This is a genomic window from Burkholderia sp. Bp8994, assembly GCF_003853805.1.
GTDB lineage: Bacteria > Pseudomonadota > Gammaproteobacteria > Burkholderiales > Burkholderiaceae > Burkholderia.
This window is the reverse complement of the sequence record NZ_QTQH01000008.1, coordinates 41,720-56,019: the sequence shown is the minus strand read 5'-3', so window position 1 is coordinate 56,019 and position 14,300 is coordinate 41,720. Positions and strand designations below refer to the sequence as shown.

Annotated in this window: 12 protein-coding genes and 1 riboswitch; of the genes, 3 read left to right on the top strand and 9 right to left on the bottom strand. The window is 69.5% G+C overall.

Annotation, left to right across the window (positions count from 1 at the left end; all coding sequences use genetic code 11):
* Positions 1 to 262: 262 nt before the first annotated feature.
* Positions 263 to 2,956 (bottom strand): aminopeptidase N, encoded by a 2,694-nt coding sequence (gene pepN, locus DIE04_RS10165; protein ID WP_124487807.1) that lies wholly within the window; start codon positions 2,954 to 2,956, stop codon positions 263 to 265.
* 186 nt (positions 2,957 to 3,142) lie between these two features.
* Between pepN and DIE04_RS10160 the strand changes: the two genes are divergently transcribed.
* Positions 3,143 to 3,844, top strand: coding sequence for a DUF4136 domain-containing protein (locus DIE04_RS10160; protein ID WP_124487808.1), 702 nt, complete (start codon positions 3,143 to 3,145; stop codon positions 3,842 to 3,844).
* Between the two features lie 52 nt (positions 3,845 to 3,896).
* On the opposite strand, the gene DIE04_RS10155 is transcribed toward DIE04_RS10160, so the two are convergent.
* The 8 genes from DIE04_RS10155 to DIE04_RS10115 form a co-directional block, all read right to left on the bottom strand.
* Positions 3,897 to 4,469, bottom strand: a complete 573-nt coding sequence (locus DIE04_RS10155) for a TMEM165/GDT1 family protein (protein WP_044848551.1) — start codon at positions 4,467 to 4,469, stop codon at positions 3,897 to 3,899.
* Between the two features lie 78 nt (positions 4,470 to 4,547).
* Positions 4,548 to 4,685: riboswitch (yybP-ykoY riboswitch) on the bottom strand.
* Between the two features lie 94 nt (positions 4,686 to 4,779).
* On the bottom strand, positions 4,780 to 6,096 hold the full coding sequence (gene guaD, locus DIE04_RS10145) for a guanine deaminase (protein ID WP_044848552.1): 1,317 nt from the start codon (positions 6,094 to 6,096) through the stop codon (positions 4,780 to 4,782).
* Positions 6,093 to 6,521, bottom strand: coding sequence for a hypothetical protein (locus tag DIE04_RS10140; RefSeq protein ID WP_124487809.1), 429 nt, complete (start codon positions 6,519 to 6,521; stop codon positions 6,093 to 6,095). The genes guaD and DIE04_RS10140 overlap by 4 nt, the downstream gene beginning before the upstream one ends.
* A gap of 27 nt (positions 6,522 to 6,548) precedes the next feature.
* On the bottom strand, positions 6,549 to 7,574 hold the full coding sequence (locus tag DIE04_RS10135; RefSeq protein WP_044849230.1) for an adenosine deaminase: 1,026 nt from the start codon (positions 7,572 to 7,574) through the stop codon (positions 6,549 to 6,551).
* An 18-nt stretch (positions 7,575 to 7,592) separates the two neighbouring features.
* Complete coding sequence (xdhC, locus tag DIE04_RS10130; protein WP_124487810.1) at positions 7,593 to 8,597, bottom strand: xanthine dehydrogenase accessory protein XdhC; 1,005 nt, start codon at positions 8,595 to 8,597, stop codon at positions 7,593 to 7,595.
* A gap of 614 nt (positions 8,598 to 9,211) precedes the next feature.
* Positions 9,212 to 9,724, bottom strand: coding sequence for a disulfide bond formation protein B (locus DIE04_RS10125; protein WP_124487811.1), 513 nt, complete (start codon positions 9,722 to 9,724; stop codon positions 9,212 to 9,214).
* A gap of 149 nt (positions 9,725 to 9,873) precedes the next feature.
* Positions 9,874 to 11,250, bottom strand: coding sequence for an amidase (locus DIE04_RS10120; RefSeq protein ID WP_124487812.1), 1,377 nt, complete (start codon positions 11,248 to 11,250; stop codon positions 9,874 to 9,876).
* Positions 11,247 to 11,939, bottom strand: coding sequence for a GntR family transcriptional regulator (locus DIE04_RS10115; RefSeq protein WP_124487813.1), 693 nt, complete (start codon positions 11,937 to 11,939; stop codon positions 11,247 to 11,249). The genes DIE04_RS10120 and DIE04_RS10115 overlap by 4 nt, the downstream gene beginning before the upstream one ends.
* 279 nt (positions 11,940 to 12,218) lie before the next feature.
* Between DIE04_RS10115 and DIE04_RS10110 the strand changes: the two genes are divergently transcribed.
* Complete coding sequence (locus DIE04_RS10110) at positions 12,219 to 13,406, top strand: gamma-glutamyl-gamma-aminobutyrate hydrolase family protein (protein ID WP_124487814.1); 1,188 nt, start codon at positions 12,219 to 12,221, stop codon at positions 13,404 to 13,406.
* 114 nt (positions 13,407 to 13,520) lie between these two features.
* Positions 13,521 to 14,234: a DUF2968 domain-containing protein gene (locus DIE04_RS10105; protein WP_124487815.1), complete on the top strand. Its 714-nt coding sequence runs from the start codon at positions 13,521 to 13,523 to the stop codon at positions 14,232 to 14,234.
* The last annotated feature ends 66 nt before the right edge of the window (positions 14,235 to 14,300 follow it).

Below are 14,300 nucleotides of genomic sequence, written 5' to 3'. Positions count from 1 at the left end.
CTTGAATTGCCGCAATTTTACCCGGCGCGCCTCCCGAGCCGCCGCCTTTTTTCGTCCGGTTACATGGTCGGTCGGCCGGTCCGGCCGGGTTCCGGCGTGCCCGGAGCGGCGGATCGGCCCGGCAGCGGCGGTAAAACCGGGGGGCCGAACGCATGGTCCGGCTCCCGTTCCGCCAACCTTCAGACGACAAAAAAGCCGGCGCCGCAACGGGGCGGCACCGGCTTCGTCGCGCTGGCGCGCGCGGCGAGTCGCGTGCGTGACGTTACGCGAGCGCCTTCTCGACGATCTCGCGCACGTCGCGCGATTTGGCACCGGCCGCGACCTGCTCGAGCGCTTCGCGCATCCGGTCGCGCAGCGCCGGCGTAAAGCGGCGCCACAGTTCGAGCGAGCGGGCGAGGCGCGCGGCGACCTGCGGGTTGATCGCGTCGAGCGCGAGCACCTGTTCGGCCCAGAACGCGTAGCCCGAGCCGTCCGCCGCGTGGAATTGCGCCGGGTTCGCCGCGCAGAAGCTGAAGATCAGCGCGCGCGCGCGGTTCGGGTTCTTCAGGTTGAACGCGGGGTGGGCCATCAGCGTGCGGACCTTCGCGAGCGTCGGCTGGGCCGGCGTGCCGCGCTGCGCGGCCTGCATCGCGAACCACTTGTCGATCACGAGCGCTTCCTTTTCGAAGCGGCGGTAGAAGTCGTCGAGCGCGCGCGCGGCCGCGTCGTTCGCACCGGCCGCCGCGGCGGACAGCAGTGCGCCGAGCGCGGCGGCGCGATCGGTCATGTTGTTCGCCGCGTCGTACTGCGCGGTCGCGATGCGCACGGCGTCGGCCGGATCCTCGAGTTCGGCGAGATACGCGAGCGCGAGGTTCTTCAGCGCGCGGCGGCCGGAGGCTTCAGGCGTCGGCTCGTACGCGCCCGGCGTCTGGTGCTGCTCGTACGCGGCGAGCCACTCGGCGCGCAGCGCGGTCGCGAGCTGGCGGCGCACGAATTGGCGGGCGCGATGCACGGCGGCCGGATCGGCTTCCGCCATCTGGTCGGCCAGATAGGTTTCCGACGGCAGCGTCAGTGCGAGCTCGCGGAACGCGGGCGACAGGTTTTCATCGGTCAGCACGCGGCGGAACGCGGCGACGAAATTCGCGCCGAGCGTGAGCGGTTCGTTCGCGGCGGCGCGCGCGGCGAGCGTCAGCAGCGCGCGTGTCGCGAGGCGCTGGCCGGCTTCCCAGCGGTTGAACGGGTCGCTGTCGTGCGCGAGCAGGAACGCGAGGTCGTCGTCGCCGTAGTCGTATTCGACGATCACCGGCGCGGAGAAATTGCGCAGCAGCGACGGCAGCGGTTCCTGCGGCACGTCGACGAACGTGAAGGTCTGCTCGGTGTCGGTGAAGTCGAGCACGCGCGTCGTGCCCGATGCGGCGGCTTCGCCGTCGAGGCGCAACGGCAGGTCGCGGCCGTCGCGGCCGATCAGGCCGATCGCGAACGGAATCAGCAGAGGCCCCTGCTGCGTCTCGCGCGCGGCCGGCGACGCGTCGCCGTAGCCCTGCGCGAGCGTGACCGTGTAGCGGCGCGCAGCCGCGTCGTACGCGGTGCGCACCGACACGCGCGGCGTGCCGGCCTGGCTGTACCAGCGTTCGAATTGCGCGAGGTCGCGCCCGTTCGCGTCGGCCATCGCGTGACGGAAGTCGTCGCACGTCACCGCTTGACCGTCGTGGCGCTGGAAGTACAGGTCCATCCCCTTGCGGAAGCCGTCGCGGCCGAACAGCGTCTGGTACATCCGCACGACTTCCGAGCCTTTCTCGTAGACGGTCATCGTGTAGAAGTTGTTGATCTCGACGTAGCTTTCCGGACGCACCGGATGCGCCATCGGGCCCGCATCCTCGGCGAACTGCAGCTGGCGCAGCACGCGCACGTCCTCGATGCGCTTGACCGCGCGGGCCGCCGACTCGACGTCGTCGCCCGCGGCCATGTCGGCCGAGAACTCCTGGTCGCGGAACACGGTCAGCCCTTCCTTCAGGCTCAGCTGGAACCAGTCGCGGCAGGTCACGCGATTGCCGGTCCAGTTGTGGAAGTACTCGTGGCCGACCACCGATTCGATGTTCGCGAAGTCGGTGTCGGTCGCGGTCTCGGGGTTCGCCAGCACGTACTTCGTGTTGAAGATGTTGAGCCCCTTGTTCTCCATCGCGCCCATGTTGAAGTCGCCGACCGCGACGATCATGAAGCGGTCGAGATCGAGCTCGAGGCCGAAGCGCTTTTCATCCCAGCGGATCGAATGGATCAGCGAATCCATCGCGTGACGGGTCTTGTCGAGATCGGTCGGTTCGACCCACACCTGCAGCAGCTTTTCCTTGCCGGAGCCGGACGTGATCTTCTCCTCGATCGCGACGAGCTTGCCCGCGACCAGCGCGAACAGGTAGCTCGGCTTGCGGAACGGGTCCTCCCATTTCGCGAAGTGGCGGCCGTCGGCCAGTTCGCCCGAGTCGACGAGATTGCCGTTCGACAGCAGCACCGGGTACGCGGTCTTGTCGGCGCGCAGCGTGACGGTGTACGACGCCATCACGTCGGGGCGGTCGAGGAAGTAGGTGATGCGGCGAAAGCCTTCGGCCTCGCACTGCGTGAAGAAGTTGCCGCTCGATACGTACAGGCCGGACAGCGTCGTGTTCTGATCGGGCGCGCACGCGCTGTCGAGCGTAAGCTCGAACGCATCGGGCACGTTTTCGACGGTCAGCCCGTGGTCGTGCGCGCGCACCGGACCATACGGCGCGCCGTCGAGCCGTGCGCCGAGGAATTCGAGCGCTTCGCCCATCAGCTCCAGATGCGGGGTGGGCGCCGCGTCCGGATTGCGGCGCACGCGCATCGTGTTCCTGACGATCGTGCGGGCCGGCGCGAGATCGAATTCGAGTGCGACGGAATCGATGAGGAAGGCCGGCGGCGTGTAGTCGGCGCGGCGGATCACGGTGGAGGAGGCGTTGTCGGACATGGTCGTCGAGATCGGTGGAGTGGGGATCGGGCCCGCAGCGCGGGCCGGCTGAACCGGGCCATTGTACAAAGGCTTGCGGCCGCGTGCCGTGCGAACTTTTTACCGGTTCCGGCAGTCCGCGTATTATCGGCATCCCGTGCGGTTCGCGCGGTGCGACGAACGGGTGACGGATCGACGAGGATCGACATGAAACACGAATGGATTCAACGCGGTGCGGGCTGGGCGGCGGCCCTGTGCGTGGCGCTGCTGACGGGCTGCACCAGCTACGTGACGACCCAGGTCACGGCCTTCTCCGACTGGAGCGGCAGCGACGCGACGCGCACTTACGCCTTCACGCGCACCGACGCGCAGAAGCACAGCATCGAGCAGTCGACCTACGAGCCGATCGTCGCGAACGAACTGTCCGCGTATGCGTTCCGCCAGGTGCCGGCCGCGCAGGCACGCTATCTGGTCGGGCTGGCCTACGGGGTCGGCAGCGATCTGGTGACGGTGCCGCAGCCGGTCTACTACGACCCGTGGTTCATGGGGCCGGGGCCGTACTGGCGGGGCGGGCCGTGGGGCCCGTGGGGGCCCTGGGGGCCGATGCCGGCCGGCTACGTCGCGCAGACCTACCAGGTGTTCGACTACACGCTCGGGATCCGGATCACCGAGCGCGCGACCGGCAAGGAGGTCTATAACGTGACCGCGCGCACCACGGGCGACAACGGCGCGCTGCTGTATGCGATGCCGTTTCTCGCGCGCAGCGCGCTCGCCGATTTCCCGTTGTCGAACGGGGCGATCCGCACGGTGCGGCTGCCGGTCGACAAGCGCGGCGGGCCGGCCGCGCCGGCCGCCAACGAGCGCGCGGTGCCGGCGGCGCCGGCATCGGGTGCGGCGGTCGCGAAGTGACGCGGTATCGACACCGGCGCGGTCGCCCGGCCGCGCCACTTGCCTGCGTGCGTCAGACGCCGACGCCCAGCAGTGCCAGCGCCCCCAGCACGACGAACAGCACGGCCGCGATGCCGTGCACCAGCTTGGTCGGCAGGCGGTGCGCGAAACGGTCGCCCAGCAGGATCGCGGGCACGTTCGCCAGCATCATCCCGAAGGTCGTGCCGGCCACCACGCCGATGTAATCCTGGAAGCGCGCGGCGAGCGCGACGGTCGCGATCTGCGTCTTGTCGCCCATTTCCGCGAGGAAGAACGCGACGAGCGTCGCGCCGAACACGCCGAGCCGCGAGCGGTTCGCATTGGCTTCGTCCGCATCGAGCTTGTCCGGCACGAGGATCCACAAGCCCATCGCGATGAACGAGAACGCGAGCGCCCAGCGCATGATCGACGGCGTGACGAGAATGCCGAGCCATTCGCCGAGCGCACCGGCGAAGCCGTGGTTCACGACCGTCGCAACCAGCACGCCGAGTATGATCGGCACGGGCTTGCGATAGCGCGCGGCCAGCACGAGGGACAGCAGTTGGGTCTTGTCGCCGATTTCAGCGAGGGCGACGGCGCCGGTGGAGATCAGGAAGGCTTGGGACACGTATGGGGTTCCACGGGCCGATGTTGTGCGTGCGAGCGACGATCCGCCGCGCGCCGGGCCCTGATGCGGCGCGCAGTGAACCATCGGTCTCGCCAGGCCTTGGTGGCTGCGTCCGCCATGGCCGAACGGCCAAGTCTGTTGACGGACGCCTCCGTCACGATGCGCGCCGGGGGCGCGGGACATCGAGCGGAGCGGCTACTCCCCAATGAGCGGCGAATTCTAGCACGGCGCGTGCCGCACGCGGTGAATTCGACGGCTCCGGCATGCGCCGCAGCGCATGCCGGAGCAGGGTGGGGCTCAGGTGCGCCGGTTACGCGGCGGCGCGGCGTGCGGCACCGCGCTCGTGCACGAGCCGGCCGGCCGCGTACGTGCGGTACACGGCGCGGTCGTCGCCGAGCAGCGCGAATGCGAACAGCAGTTCCTCGAGCGACTCCGCGCGCTTCGTGCGGCGTGCGAGCAGCGGCGTGGCCTGCGGGTCGAGCACGACGAAGTCGGCTTCGGTGCGCGGCGCGAGCGTGCCGACCGTGTCGGCGAGATCGAGTGCCTGCGCGGCGCCGGCCGTCGCGAGCCAGAACATCCGCGTCGCGCTCAGGTGGTGGCCCGACAGCCGCGCAACCTTGTGCGCCTCGTTCATCGTCTGCAGCATCGAGAACGACGTGCCGCCGCCGACGTCGGTGGCGAGCGTGACGGGCACGTCGTATTCGCCGGCCTTGTCGAAGTCGAACAGCCCGCTGCCGAGGAAGAAGTTCGACGTCGGGCAGTGCGCGACGACGGTGCGCGTCTCGGCCATCCGGCGACGGTCCTCGTCGTCGAGATGGATGCAGTGGCCGTACACCGCGCGCGGGCGCAGCAGCCCGTAACGATCGTAGATGTCGAGATAGCTGCGGTGGCCCGGGAACAGCTCGGCCGCCCATTTCACTTCGTCGACGTTTTCCGCGACGTGGCTCTGCACGAACACGTCCGGATGGCGGCGCGCGAGTTCGCTGCACGCCTCGAGCTGCGCCTCGGTGGAGGTCGGTGCGAAGCGCGGCGTGAGCGCGTACATCTGACGGCCCTTGCCGTGCCAGCGGCCGATCAGCTCGGCGCTGTCGTCATAGCCCGATTGCGCGGTGTCGCGCAGGAACTCGGGGCAGTTGCGGTCCATCAGCACCTTGCCCGCGATCATCCGCAGGTCGCGCGCGTCGCTCGCCGCGAACAGCGCGTCGGCCGACTGCTTGTGCACGGTGCAGTAGACGAGCGCGCTCGTCGTGCCGCACGCGAGCAATTCGTCGACGAAGAAGTCGGCGACTTCGCGCGCATGTTCCGGATCGCCGAACTGGCGCTCGGTCGGGAACGTGTACTTGTCGAGCCACGGCAGCAGGCCGGGGGCCGGCGACGCGATCATGTCCGTCTGCGGATAGTGGATGTGCGTATCGATGAAGCCGGGCACGATCAGCTTGTCGCGCAGGTCGTGGACGACCGCGTCGCGTGCGAGCGTCGCGGCCAGCCGTGCATGCGGGCCGGCCGCGACGACCTTGCCGTCATCGACGATCAGGAGGCCGTCGGTCTCGTGGTTCGCGGCCTGGCTCGATTGCGCCGGGTCGCCGTTGAAGGTCAGCAGCTGGGAACGGAAAGCGGTTTGCGTCATGACGAAGGGTCCTGCATCAAGGTAAGGCGAACAGAAGAAAACGGTCGGTGCCGCGCGGGCGACGACGCGGCGGGGGCGGCCCGGGCTTGCGCGATGCGGCGAGCCGCGCAGGCGGCGCCGCGCGCTGCGCTCGCGCACGCAAGCGCGGCGGCCGTGGCCGCGATGGCCGACGTACCGGCGGACAGCGCCGCAATCGCGATGGCGATCGCGATCACGGCGACCGGCTCGCCGGCGAGCGGCATCGCGAGCCGCAACAGTCGTTGTACGACGCGCAGCGACAGGCTGCGGCGCGCGACGACGCACACCGCCGTCGCCACGCGTACGACGGACGCGATGCCGGCCTGCGTGCCCGGCGCACGCAGGCGGCCGGTGCGGCACAACGCCGGGCCGGTCGTCGCGAAGCGGATGTCGTTGCGGTGTTTCATCTGTCTAGCAGACCTCGATGCCGGCCGTCACGCGGCCTGCCAGTACGAATCGAGACGCGCAATCAGCGCATCGCGCTGCGCGGCGTCGACGAACGACGCCTCGAAGCCGTTGCGAATCACCGCGTGCACTTCGGCGTCCGTCAACTGCAGTCCGTCGACCGTCGCGAAGTAGTTGTCGTTGACGTAGCCGCCGAAATAGGCCGGATCGTCGGAGTTGATCGTCACCGCGACGCCGCGATCGAGCAGCGCCTTCAGCGTGTGCTTCGCCATGTCGTCGAACACGCACAGCTTCAGGTTCGACAGCGGGCATACGGTCAGCGCCGTGCGCGTGCGCGCGAGGCGTTCGACGAGCGCCGCATCCTCGATGCTGCGCACGCCGTGGTCGATCCGGTCGACCTTCAGCACGTCGAGCGCTTCGTAGATATACGCGGGCGGGCCTTCCTCGCCCGCATGCGCGACGAGCTTCAGCCCGAGCGCGCGCGCCTTCTCGAACACGCGCGCGAACTTCGTCGGCGGATGGCCGAGTTCGGACGAGTCGAGCCCGACGCCGATCAGCCGATGGCGATAGCGTTCGAACAGCGGCAGCGCGGCGTCGAACGTCGCGAGCGCATCTTCTTCCGGCAGGTGGCGCAGGAAACACAGGATCAGCTTGCTCGACAGCCCGCGCTGCTCGGCATCGGCGAGCGCGCGGTCGATGCCGGCCACCACCGTCTCGATCGGCACGCCGCGTTCGGTGTGCGTCTGCGGGTCGAAGAACAGCTCGGTGTGGACGACGTTGTCGGCGAGCGCGCGTTCGCAATATGCGGCCGTCATGTCGTAGAAATCCTGCTCGGTCAGCAGCACGCTCGCGCCGGCGTAATAGATGTCGAGGAACGACTGCAGGTCGGTGAACGCGTATGCGGCACGCAGCGCGTCGATCGATTCGTACGCGAGCTTCACGCCGTTGCGCTGCGCGAGCGCAAAAATCAGTTCGGGCTCGAGCGAGCCTTCGATATGGATGTGCAGCTCCGCTTTCGGAGCGCGGGCGATCTTGTCCTTGAATGTCGGGGTCATGGCGTTGTTCTTGGTCGGTCAGAAGGTGGGGGAAGCCTGCACGGGTGCGTTCGCCTCGACGGCCTGCAGCAACTGCGCGGCCACCGAGATCGCGATCACTTCGGGTGCCTTGTCGATGATGCCTTCGACGCCGATCGGGCAGCGCATCCGCGCGACCTGGGCCGGGTCGATGCCGATCGCCGCCAGCCGATGATCGAACTGCGCGCGCTTGGTATGCGAGCCGGTCATCCCGAAGTATGCATAGTCGCCGCGCCGCAGGATGCGCTCCGCAAGCATGAAATCGAGTGCGTGGTCGTGCGTCATCACGACGAAGTACGCGTGCGGCGGCGCCGTGTCGACGGCATCGGCCGGGCTGGCAAGCGCGTCGATCGCGAGATTGCCGATCCCGGCGAGTGCCTCGGCCGGCGGGAACACCGCATCGGGGCCGTCGATCCAGCGCACGTGGCACGGCAGCGTTGCCAGCACCTTCACGAGCGCGGTGCCGATGTGCCCGGCGCCGAACAGTACGACGGGGAACGCATACGGCGCGATCGTTTCGGTCATCAACGCTACACCGCCGGTTTCCCACAGCAGGCAATCGGCACGCGCGGCCGGCGATTCGGGCTCGCTCAGCAGCGGCGCGCCCGGCGAGGGGCCGAATGATACGCTACGCACGGTCGCGGCGCCCGCCGCGACGCGCTTCGCGAGCGACATGATCCAGCCGAGATCGCCGACGTCGAGCCGCTCGAACGCGAGCACGACCGCGCCGCCGCAGCACTGGCCGAGGCTCGGGCCGAGCGCGAGCCGTTCGAGCCGGCGCGCGTGGGGCACGTGCGCGCCGTCCTTCAGCAGGTGCCGCGCTATCTCGATCGCCTTCCATTCCAGATGACCGCCGCCGATCGTATGGCGGGCCGTGTCGCGCGTGACGAGCATCTTGGTGCCGGCCTCGCGCGGCGCGGAGCCGTCGGTATGCGCGACCGTCACGAGCACGGCCGCTTCGCCGTGTGCGAGCAGTTGCTGCAGATCGCCGAGCCAGGCTTCCATCAGCACGCTCCGTTCCGGACGATTCGGCACGACGCGCGGCGCGGGCTGGCGGGCGCGGCGGCAACGAGGACGGACGGGAGCGAGGCGGGCCGGCCGCACGACGGGTTCAGTGCGGTGGCCGTGCGCCGAAGGCGCGCGCGAACGACGCCGCGCAACGTGCGGACGCCATGAGGGTGACGGATGCGGATGGTTTGCGTTGTCATGATGAATCCAGTCGACATTGCGGATCGGGCGCGCGTTACGCAGGAGGTGAGACCGCCTGGCCTCGCGCACGTAGATCGCCATCCAGTCGTGAAGATAGCACCGCAAGGCGGCGGGAACATTGCCGGGCGGTGATCCGGGCTATCAGACGGCGATCATGTCGATCATAGGCCCGCCGCGCGGGATCGGGGCGCCGACGCGCGGGCGTCGGGCCGAAACGCATGCGTGGCGGGGCGTGCGCGCGGATGTCGCGCGACGCGCGTTCGCCCGGGAATCGGGACGGCGGCGGGGATAGGTGTTTACGCGCGGCCGGCAGGTGCGGCCGCATCGGGGTCGCGCCGGTGTCGTGGGCCTAGCCGGACGAAGCGGCCACGCGGCCTCGACCGGTCGGCCGGATCGCGCGGCGCGGCCGGTCAGCCCGCCAGCTTGCGGCGATGGCGCCAGAGGCTCGAGGCGACGGCAATCAGGATCACGGCGAAGCCGATCAGCGCCCAGCCGGGCAGTAGGATCCCGAAGATCGGCGGGTAGACCGTCTCGCACAGGCCGGCAACCTTGAACATGCCGGGGAACCACTGGGCGGGCGGCAGGCTGTCGACGATCGGCTGCAGCGTGTCGAAGCCGCAGCTGAAACCCGGATTCATCTGGATCGACAGGTGCCGCGCGGCGGTGCCGACGCCGCCGGCCGCGGCGATCGCGATCAGCAGCTCGAGCACCCAGATGCCGCGCCAGTTGCGCATCCCCGCGGCCAGGAACGCGAAGATCCCGATCGCCGCGAAGAAGTAGCGCTGGATGATGCACAGCGGGCACGGATCTTCGTTCTTCACGTACTGCAGATACAGCGCGCCGGCCAGCAGGGCGATGCACACCCAGCCGAGCAGCATCAGCAGGCGGCGTTCACGGCGGAGTGCGAGCGTGGAGTCGTTCATGTCGGCGGGATTCCTGTCGTTGGTCGGTCCGATAAACAATCGCGCGATTTTAGCGCGAACGATCTGGCACGAAACTGACAGCGCGCGTGCGGCACCCGGCCGCCGCCGCTTCGTCCGGTCCATAGCCCGCCGTCATGCCGCGCGGGCGGTCACCGGATCGTGTTCAGCACGGCCTCGGCCGCCTGGCCGATCGCGAGCAGCGCGTCGTCGCGATGCGGCGCGGCCGCGAGCATCAGGCCGACCGGCGCCGCGTCGCGCGGATGGCACGGCAGCGACAGCGCGCATGCGTCGAGGAAGTTGAAGGCGCTCGGATTGCGCAGGATCAGCGCATTGGTGCGCGTGAACGCGGCGTCGTCCGCTTCGAGTTCGGCGATGCGCGGCGGCACGACCGGCACCGTCGGCGCGACGAGCGCGTCGAAGCGCGACCAGACGGTGTGTGCCGCTTCTTCCAGCATCGCGTGGCGGGCGGCGAGCAGGTCGAGATAGTCGGCCGCGCTCGCCGGCTCGCCCTTCAGGATGCGCGACAGCACGCGCGGGTCGTATTGGTCGCGGTGCTGCGCGAGCAGGGGGCGATGCCACGCGTACGCCTCGATCGGCGAGAAGCCGAAGCGGTTGATGTCCGGCAGCCGGTCGAGCGCGGAAAAGCGCACTTCAGAGACGATCGCGCCCGCGGCTTCGAGGTGCTTCAGCGATGCGTCGAGCGCGGCGGCGACGTCGGCGTCGACGCCGTCGGTCACATAATTGGTCAGCACGCCGAGCCGCACGCCTTCGAGCGGCCGCGCGGCCGGCACGTGCGGTTCGAGGCCCGCGAGCATCCGGTCGACGAGTGCGCAGCAGGCAACCGTCAGGCCGATCGGGCCGAACGAGTCGAGCGTGGTCGACAGCGGCACGCCGCCTTGCGTCGGGATCCGGCTCGCGGTCGGCTTGAAGCCGGTCAGCCCGCACAGGGCGGCCGGGATGCGGATCGAGCCGCCGGTGTCGGTGCCGAGCGCGACGGCGGCCATCCCGTCGGCGACGGACGCGGCCGCGCCCGACGACGAGCCGCCGGAAATCCGTGCATCGCCCGGCACGTCGCGGTGGTACGGCGAGCGAGGATTGCCGAAGTGCGGATTCAGCCCGAGCCCCGAGAACGCGAACTCGCTCATGTTGGTGCGGCCGACCAGCACCGCGCCCGCGCGCTTGAGCCGCGCGACGGCGACCGCGTCGGCCCTGGCGGGCGGCGCCCCGTCGAGCACGCGCGAACCGGCGCGCGTCACCTGGCCCGCGACGTCGAACAGATCCTTCACCGATACGGGGATGCCCGCGAGCGGCGACAGCACGGTGCCCGCGGCACGCAGGCGGTCGTGCGCGTCGGCGGCCGCGCGCGCGTTGTCGGCGTCGACTTCGGTGAAGACGGCGGCACCCTGGCCGGCCGGATCGGCGATCCGGTCGAGCGCGACGTCGACGAGCGCGCGGCTCGTGGTCCGGCCGGCGGCGAGATCGGCGGCGAGCTGGGCGAGCGGAGGGAAGGGCGTGAAGGTGGTCATGGGCGGCTCAGGGGGCGAAGGTGTTGGACAAGGGTGGCGCGAAACGAATCGATGTGGCGCTCGACGGCCGTGCGTGCGCCGGCGGCGTCGCGCGCGGACAGCCGCTCGAACAGTTCGCGGTGTTCGTGCTGGACGTCAGACAGGTGATGCGGCTCGGACAGCGTGACGAACCAGAAGCGCAGCGAGCGTTCGTGCAGCGCGCGCAGGATTTCCGCGAGCACCGTGTTGCGTGCCGCCGCGGCGATCGTCTGATGAAGCGCGCGGTCGAGCTCCATCATGCCCTCGACGTCGTGCGAGTCGACGCAGGCCTGGCCGTCGTCGAGCAGCGCGGACATGCGGGCGAGATCGTCGGGTGTTGCATGGCGGGCGGCGAGTTCGACGCAATGCGCTTCGTTGATGCGGCGCACGTCGGTCACCGCGACGATGTCGTCGAGCGACAGCGGTTGCACCATCAACCCCTTGCGCGGCATCACGGCCAGCAGCCCTTCGAGCACCAGCCGGTGGACGGCCTGATGGACGGGCGTGCGGCCGATGCCGGTGCGGGCCACGAGGTCGGCTTCGTTGAGCGCGGCGCCCGGCTTCAGGCGCATCGTGATGATGTCGCGCTGGATCAGCGCGTACGCGCGGTCGGCGAGGCTGACCGCCGATGCGGCGGGCCGGTCGTGGAGGGCGTCGGTCAGGGCGTTCATGCAGGCGGGGGCGCGGTGGTCGGACGGGGCGCGGTCATGGCGCGGGCGATCGGGCAACGTGGACGATCCGTGAATATTATTGTGATATATCACTGATGTCCAGTTTGCCCGGACGACCGTCGATACCGCCGGATGGAGGCCGGCGGCACGCCCGGCGGGGGATGCGACGACTTGCAACAATTTCGACAGGATGTTGCAGGTTTACCGCGCGATCGTGCACTGAAGCATAATGAATCCTCGTCAATCCAATACGCGCGAGCGACGTACCAGACCATCGTCATGAGCGAAAACACGCCTCCCCCGGCCGGTCTGCCCGGCACTTCTTCCGCTTCCACCGATTCCCCTCGTTCCGGTCCGGCGCCCACGCCGGAGGCGCCTGCCACGCAGGCTGCCGCTGCGCAGGTCGTCGCGGCGAATGGCGCAGCACCGGTCACGGCGGCGGCCGAGCCGGGCGCCGCAGGCACGGCGGGTGCCGCCGCCGAAGGCAGTGCAGCGCCGCCGAAACCCGGTGCAGCGCCGCCCGGTTTCGGCGCGCAGCCCGATTTCGACACGCCGCGCCCGCCGCCCGCGAATGCGCAGAACGTGCCGCCGGCTTACCTGAAGCAAAGCGACACGCCGTGGTCGGTATTCGGCCGGATCGTCGCGGCGCGCGCACGCCGGCTATTCGATCGCGCCGGCCAGCGGATCACTCAGCGCACGCTGCGCATCGGCGTGTCGGCGCGGATCTTCCATCCGGAGCCCGGAGCGAAGGGGCTGCGCGGCAAGACGCTGCAGTATCTCGAGGAATCGATCGCGCACTGGGTGATGTCGCGCGACGTGCTCGTGTTCATGATCCCGACCGTCGGTCACCAGGGCATGCTGCACCCGAGCAACATCCGCCTGCGCGACTACGCGAAGCATCTCGACGGCCTGCTGCTGCAAGGCGGCGCCGACGTGTCGCCGCAAACGTACGCGGCGTCGGACGCGCGCCCCGAATGGCCGGGCGACCGCGTGCGCGACATGTACGAGCTCGAGCTGTTTCACGAGTTCGTCGAGTCCGGCAAGCCGGTGCTCGGCGTGTGCCGCGGTTGCCAGCTGATCAACGTCGCGTTCGGCGGGTCGCTGTACCAGGACATCGCGACCGACGTACCGACCGCGAACGCGCACGTGAGCGAGCATTACGACCAGCATCGCCACGCGATCCGCTTCCCGGACTCGTCGACGCTGGCGAGCATGTTTCCCGGGCGCAGCGAAGCGATCGTGAACTCGATCCACCATCAGGCGATCCGCGATCTCGGCCGCGATCTGAACATCGAGGCCGTGTCGGCCGGCGACGGGATCATCGAAGGCATTCGCTACCGGCGCGCGCCGTTCGTCGTCGGCGTGCAATGGCACCCGGAGTTTCATCGTGCGGGCGGCGCCGAACTGCTCGACTGCACGCCGCTGCTCGATGCATTCCTGCGCGCGGCACGCGAAACGCGCCTGTAGGCGGCGTTTGCAGTGCCGGGCAGGAAGGCCGGCCGCATCCCGTTAAATTCGAGATGCGGCCGTTTCGTTTTGAACGATAATCGCGACTCCCGATTCGTTCGCCGGAGTCTGACGTTGGCCTTCCGAGATTTTTCCCCTGCACGATGCGCAACGTGGATCGTTGCGCTGGCCGCCTGCGTGCACGCGGGCGCAGCGTGGTCCGTCGACGCGACCGCGCCGGTCGCGGGCTCGCGCCCCGCGGTGACGAGCCTGCGCGGCGATGCCGCGCAGGCGGCTTCCCCTTCCGACGCGTCCGCCGCCTCCGCGACGGATGCGACCGCGCAAGGCAACGTCGCCGAGCTCACGCAGATGCTGCACGACGGGCGAATCGTCGAGATGCGCACCACGTACAACGGCAGCTACGGCGCGAGCCTGATGTTCGATCCGCGCGAGATGACGTATTACGTCGCGCTGTTCCAGGACAAGCATCTGTGGCGCGTGGTCAAGTCGCAGGAGAAGAGCCGAGCGGAAATGGTGTACGCGAACTTCGTCCAGCAGACGACGCAACTCGCGGACGTCGAAATCCGCCGCACCGAACTGCAGGCGCAGAAGACGTTCCTCGAACGCGTGATCGCGCTGCAGGCGAATCGTGCGCAGCAACTGCAGGCCGATCTGAGCGTCGCGCGCAGCCAGCAGGCCGAGGTCGCGCAGCGGCAGAAGTCGGCGCACGAACAGGCGCAGGCGCTGCAGGTCGAGAAGCGGGCGGCGCAACTGCAGTTGCGCGAACTGCAGGAGCAGGTACGGCAACTCGAGCGGCAGGCCGAAACGGGGTTGCCCGCGCACAAGTGATGAGCGGCCGGCCCGACGGACCGGTCGACGAACGAAAACCCGGCGCAGCGTGCTTCGCCGGGTTTT

Bases quoted from the DNA above. Each gene is read 5' to 3' on its own strand.
- pepN (WP_124487807.1), bottom strand. From the start codon at position 2,956: ATGTCCGACAACGCCTCCTCCACCGTGATCCGCCGCGCCGACTACACG.
- DIE04_RS10160 (WP_124487808.1), top strand. From the start codon at position 3,143: ATGAAACACGAATGGATTCAACGCGGTGCGGGCTGGGCGGCGGCCCTG.
- guaD (WP_044848552.1), bottom strand. From the start codon at position 6,096: ATGACGCAAACCGCTTTCCGTTCCCAGCTGCTGACCTTCAACGGCGAC.
- DIE04_RS10140 (WP_124487809.1), bottom strand. From the start codon at position 6,521: ATGAAACACCGCAACGACATCCGCTTCGCGACGACCGGCCCGGCGTTG.
- DIE04_RS10135 (WP_044849230.1), bottom strand. From the start codon at position 7,574: ATGACCCCGACATTCAAGGACAAGATCGCCCGCGCTCCGAAAGCGGAG.
- xdhC (WP_124487810.1), bottom strand. From the start codon at position 8,597: ATGGAAGCCTGGCTCGGCGATCTGCAGCAACTGCTCGCACACGGCGAA.
- DIE04_RS10125 (WP_124487811.1), bottom strand. From the start codon at position 9,724: ATGAACGACTCCACGCTCGCACTCCGCCGTGAACGCCGCCTGCTGATG.
- DIE04_RS10120 (WP_124487812.1), bottom strand. From the start codon at position 11,250: ATGACCACCTTCACGCCCTTCCCTCCGCTCGCCCAGCTCGCCGCCGAT.
- DIE04_RS10115 (WP_124487813.1), bottom strand. From the start codon at position 11,939: ATGAACGCCCTGACCGACGCCCTCCACGACCGGCCCGCCGCATCGGCG.
- DIE04_RS10110 (WP_124487814.1), top strand. From the start codon at position 12,219: ATGAGCGAAAACACGCCTCCCCCGGCCGGTCTGCCCGGCACTTCTTCC.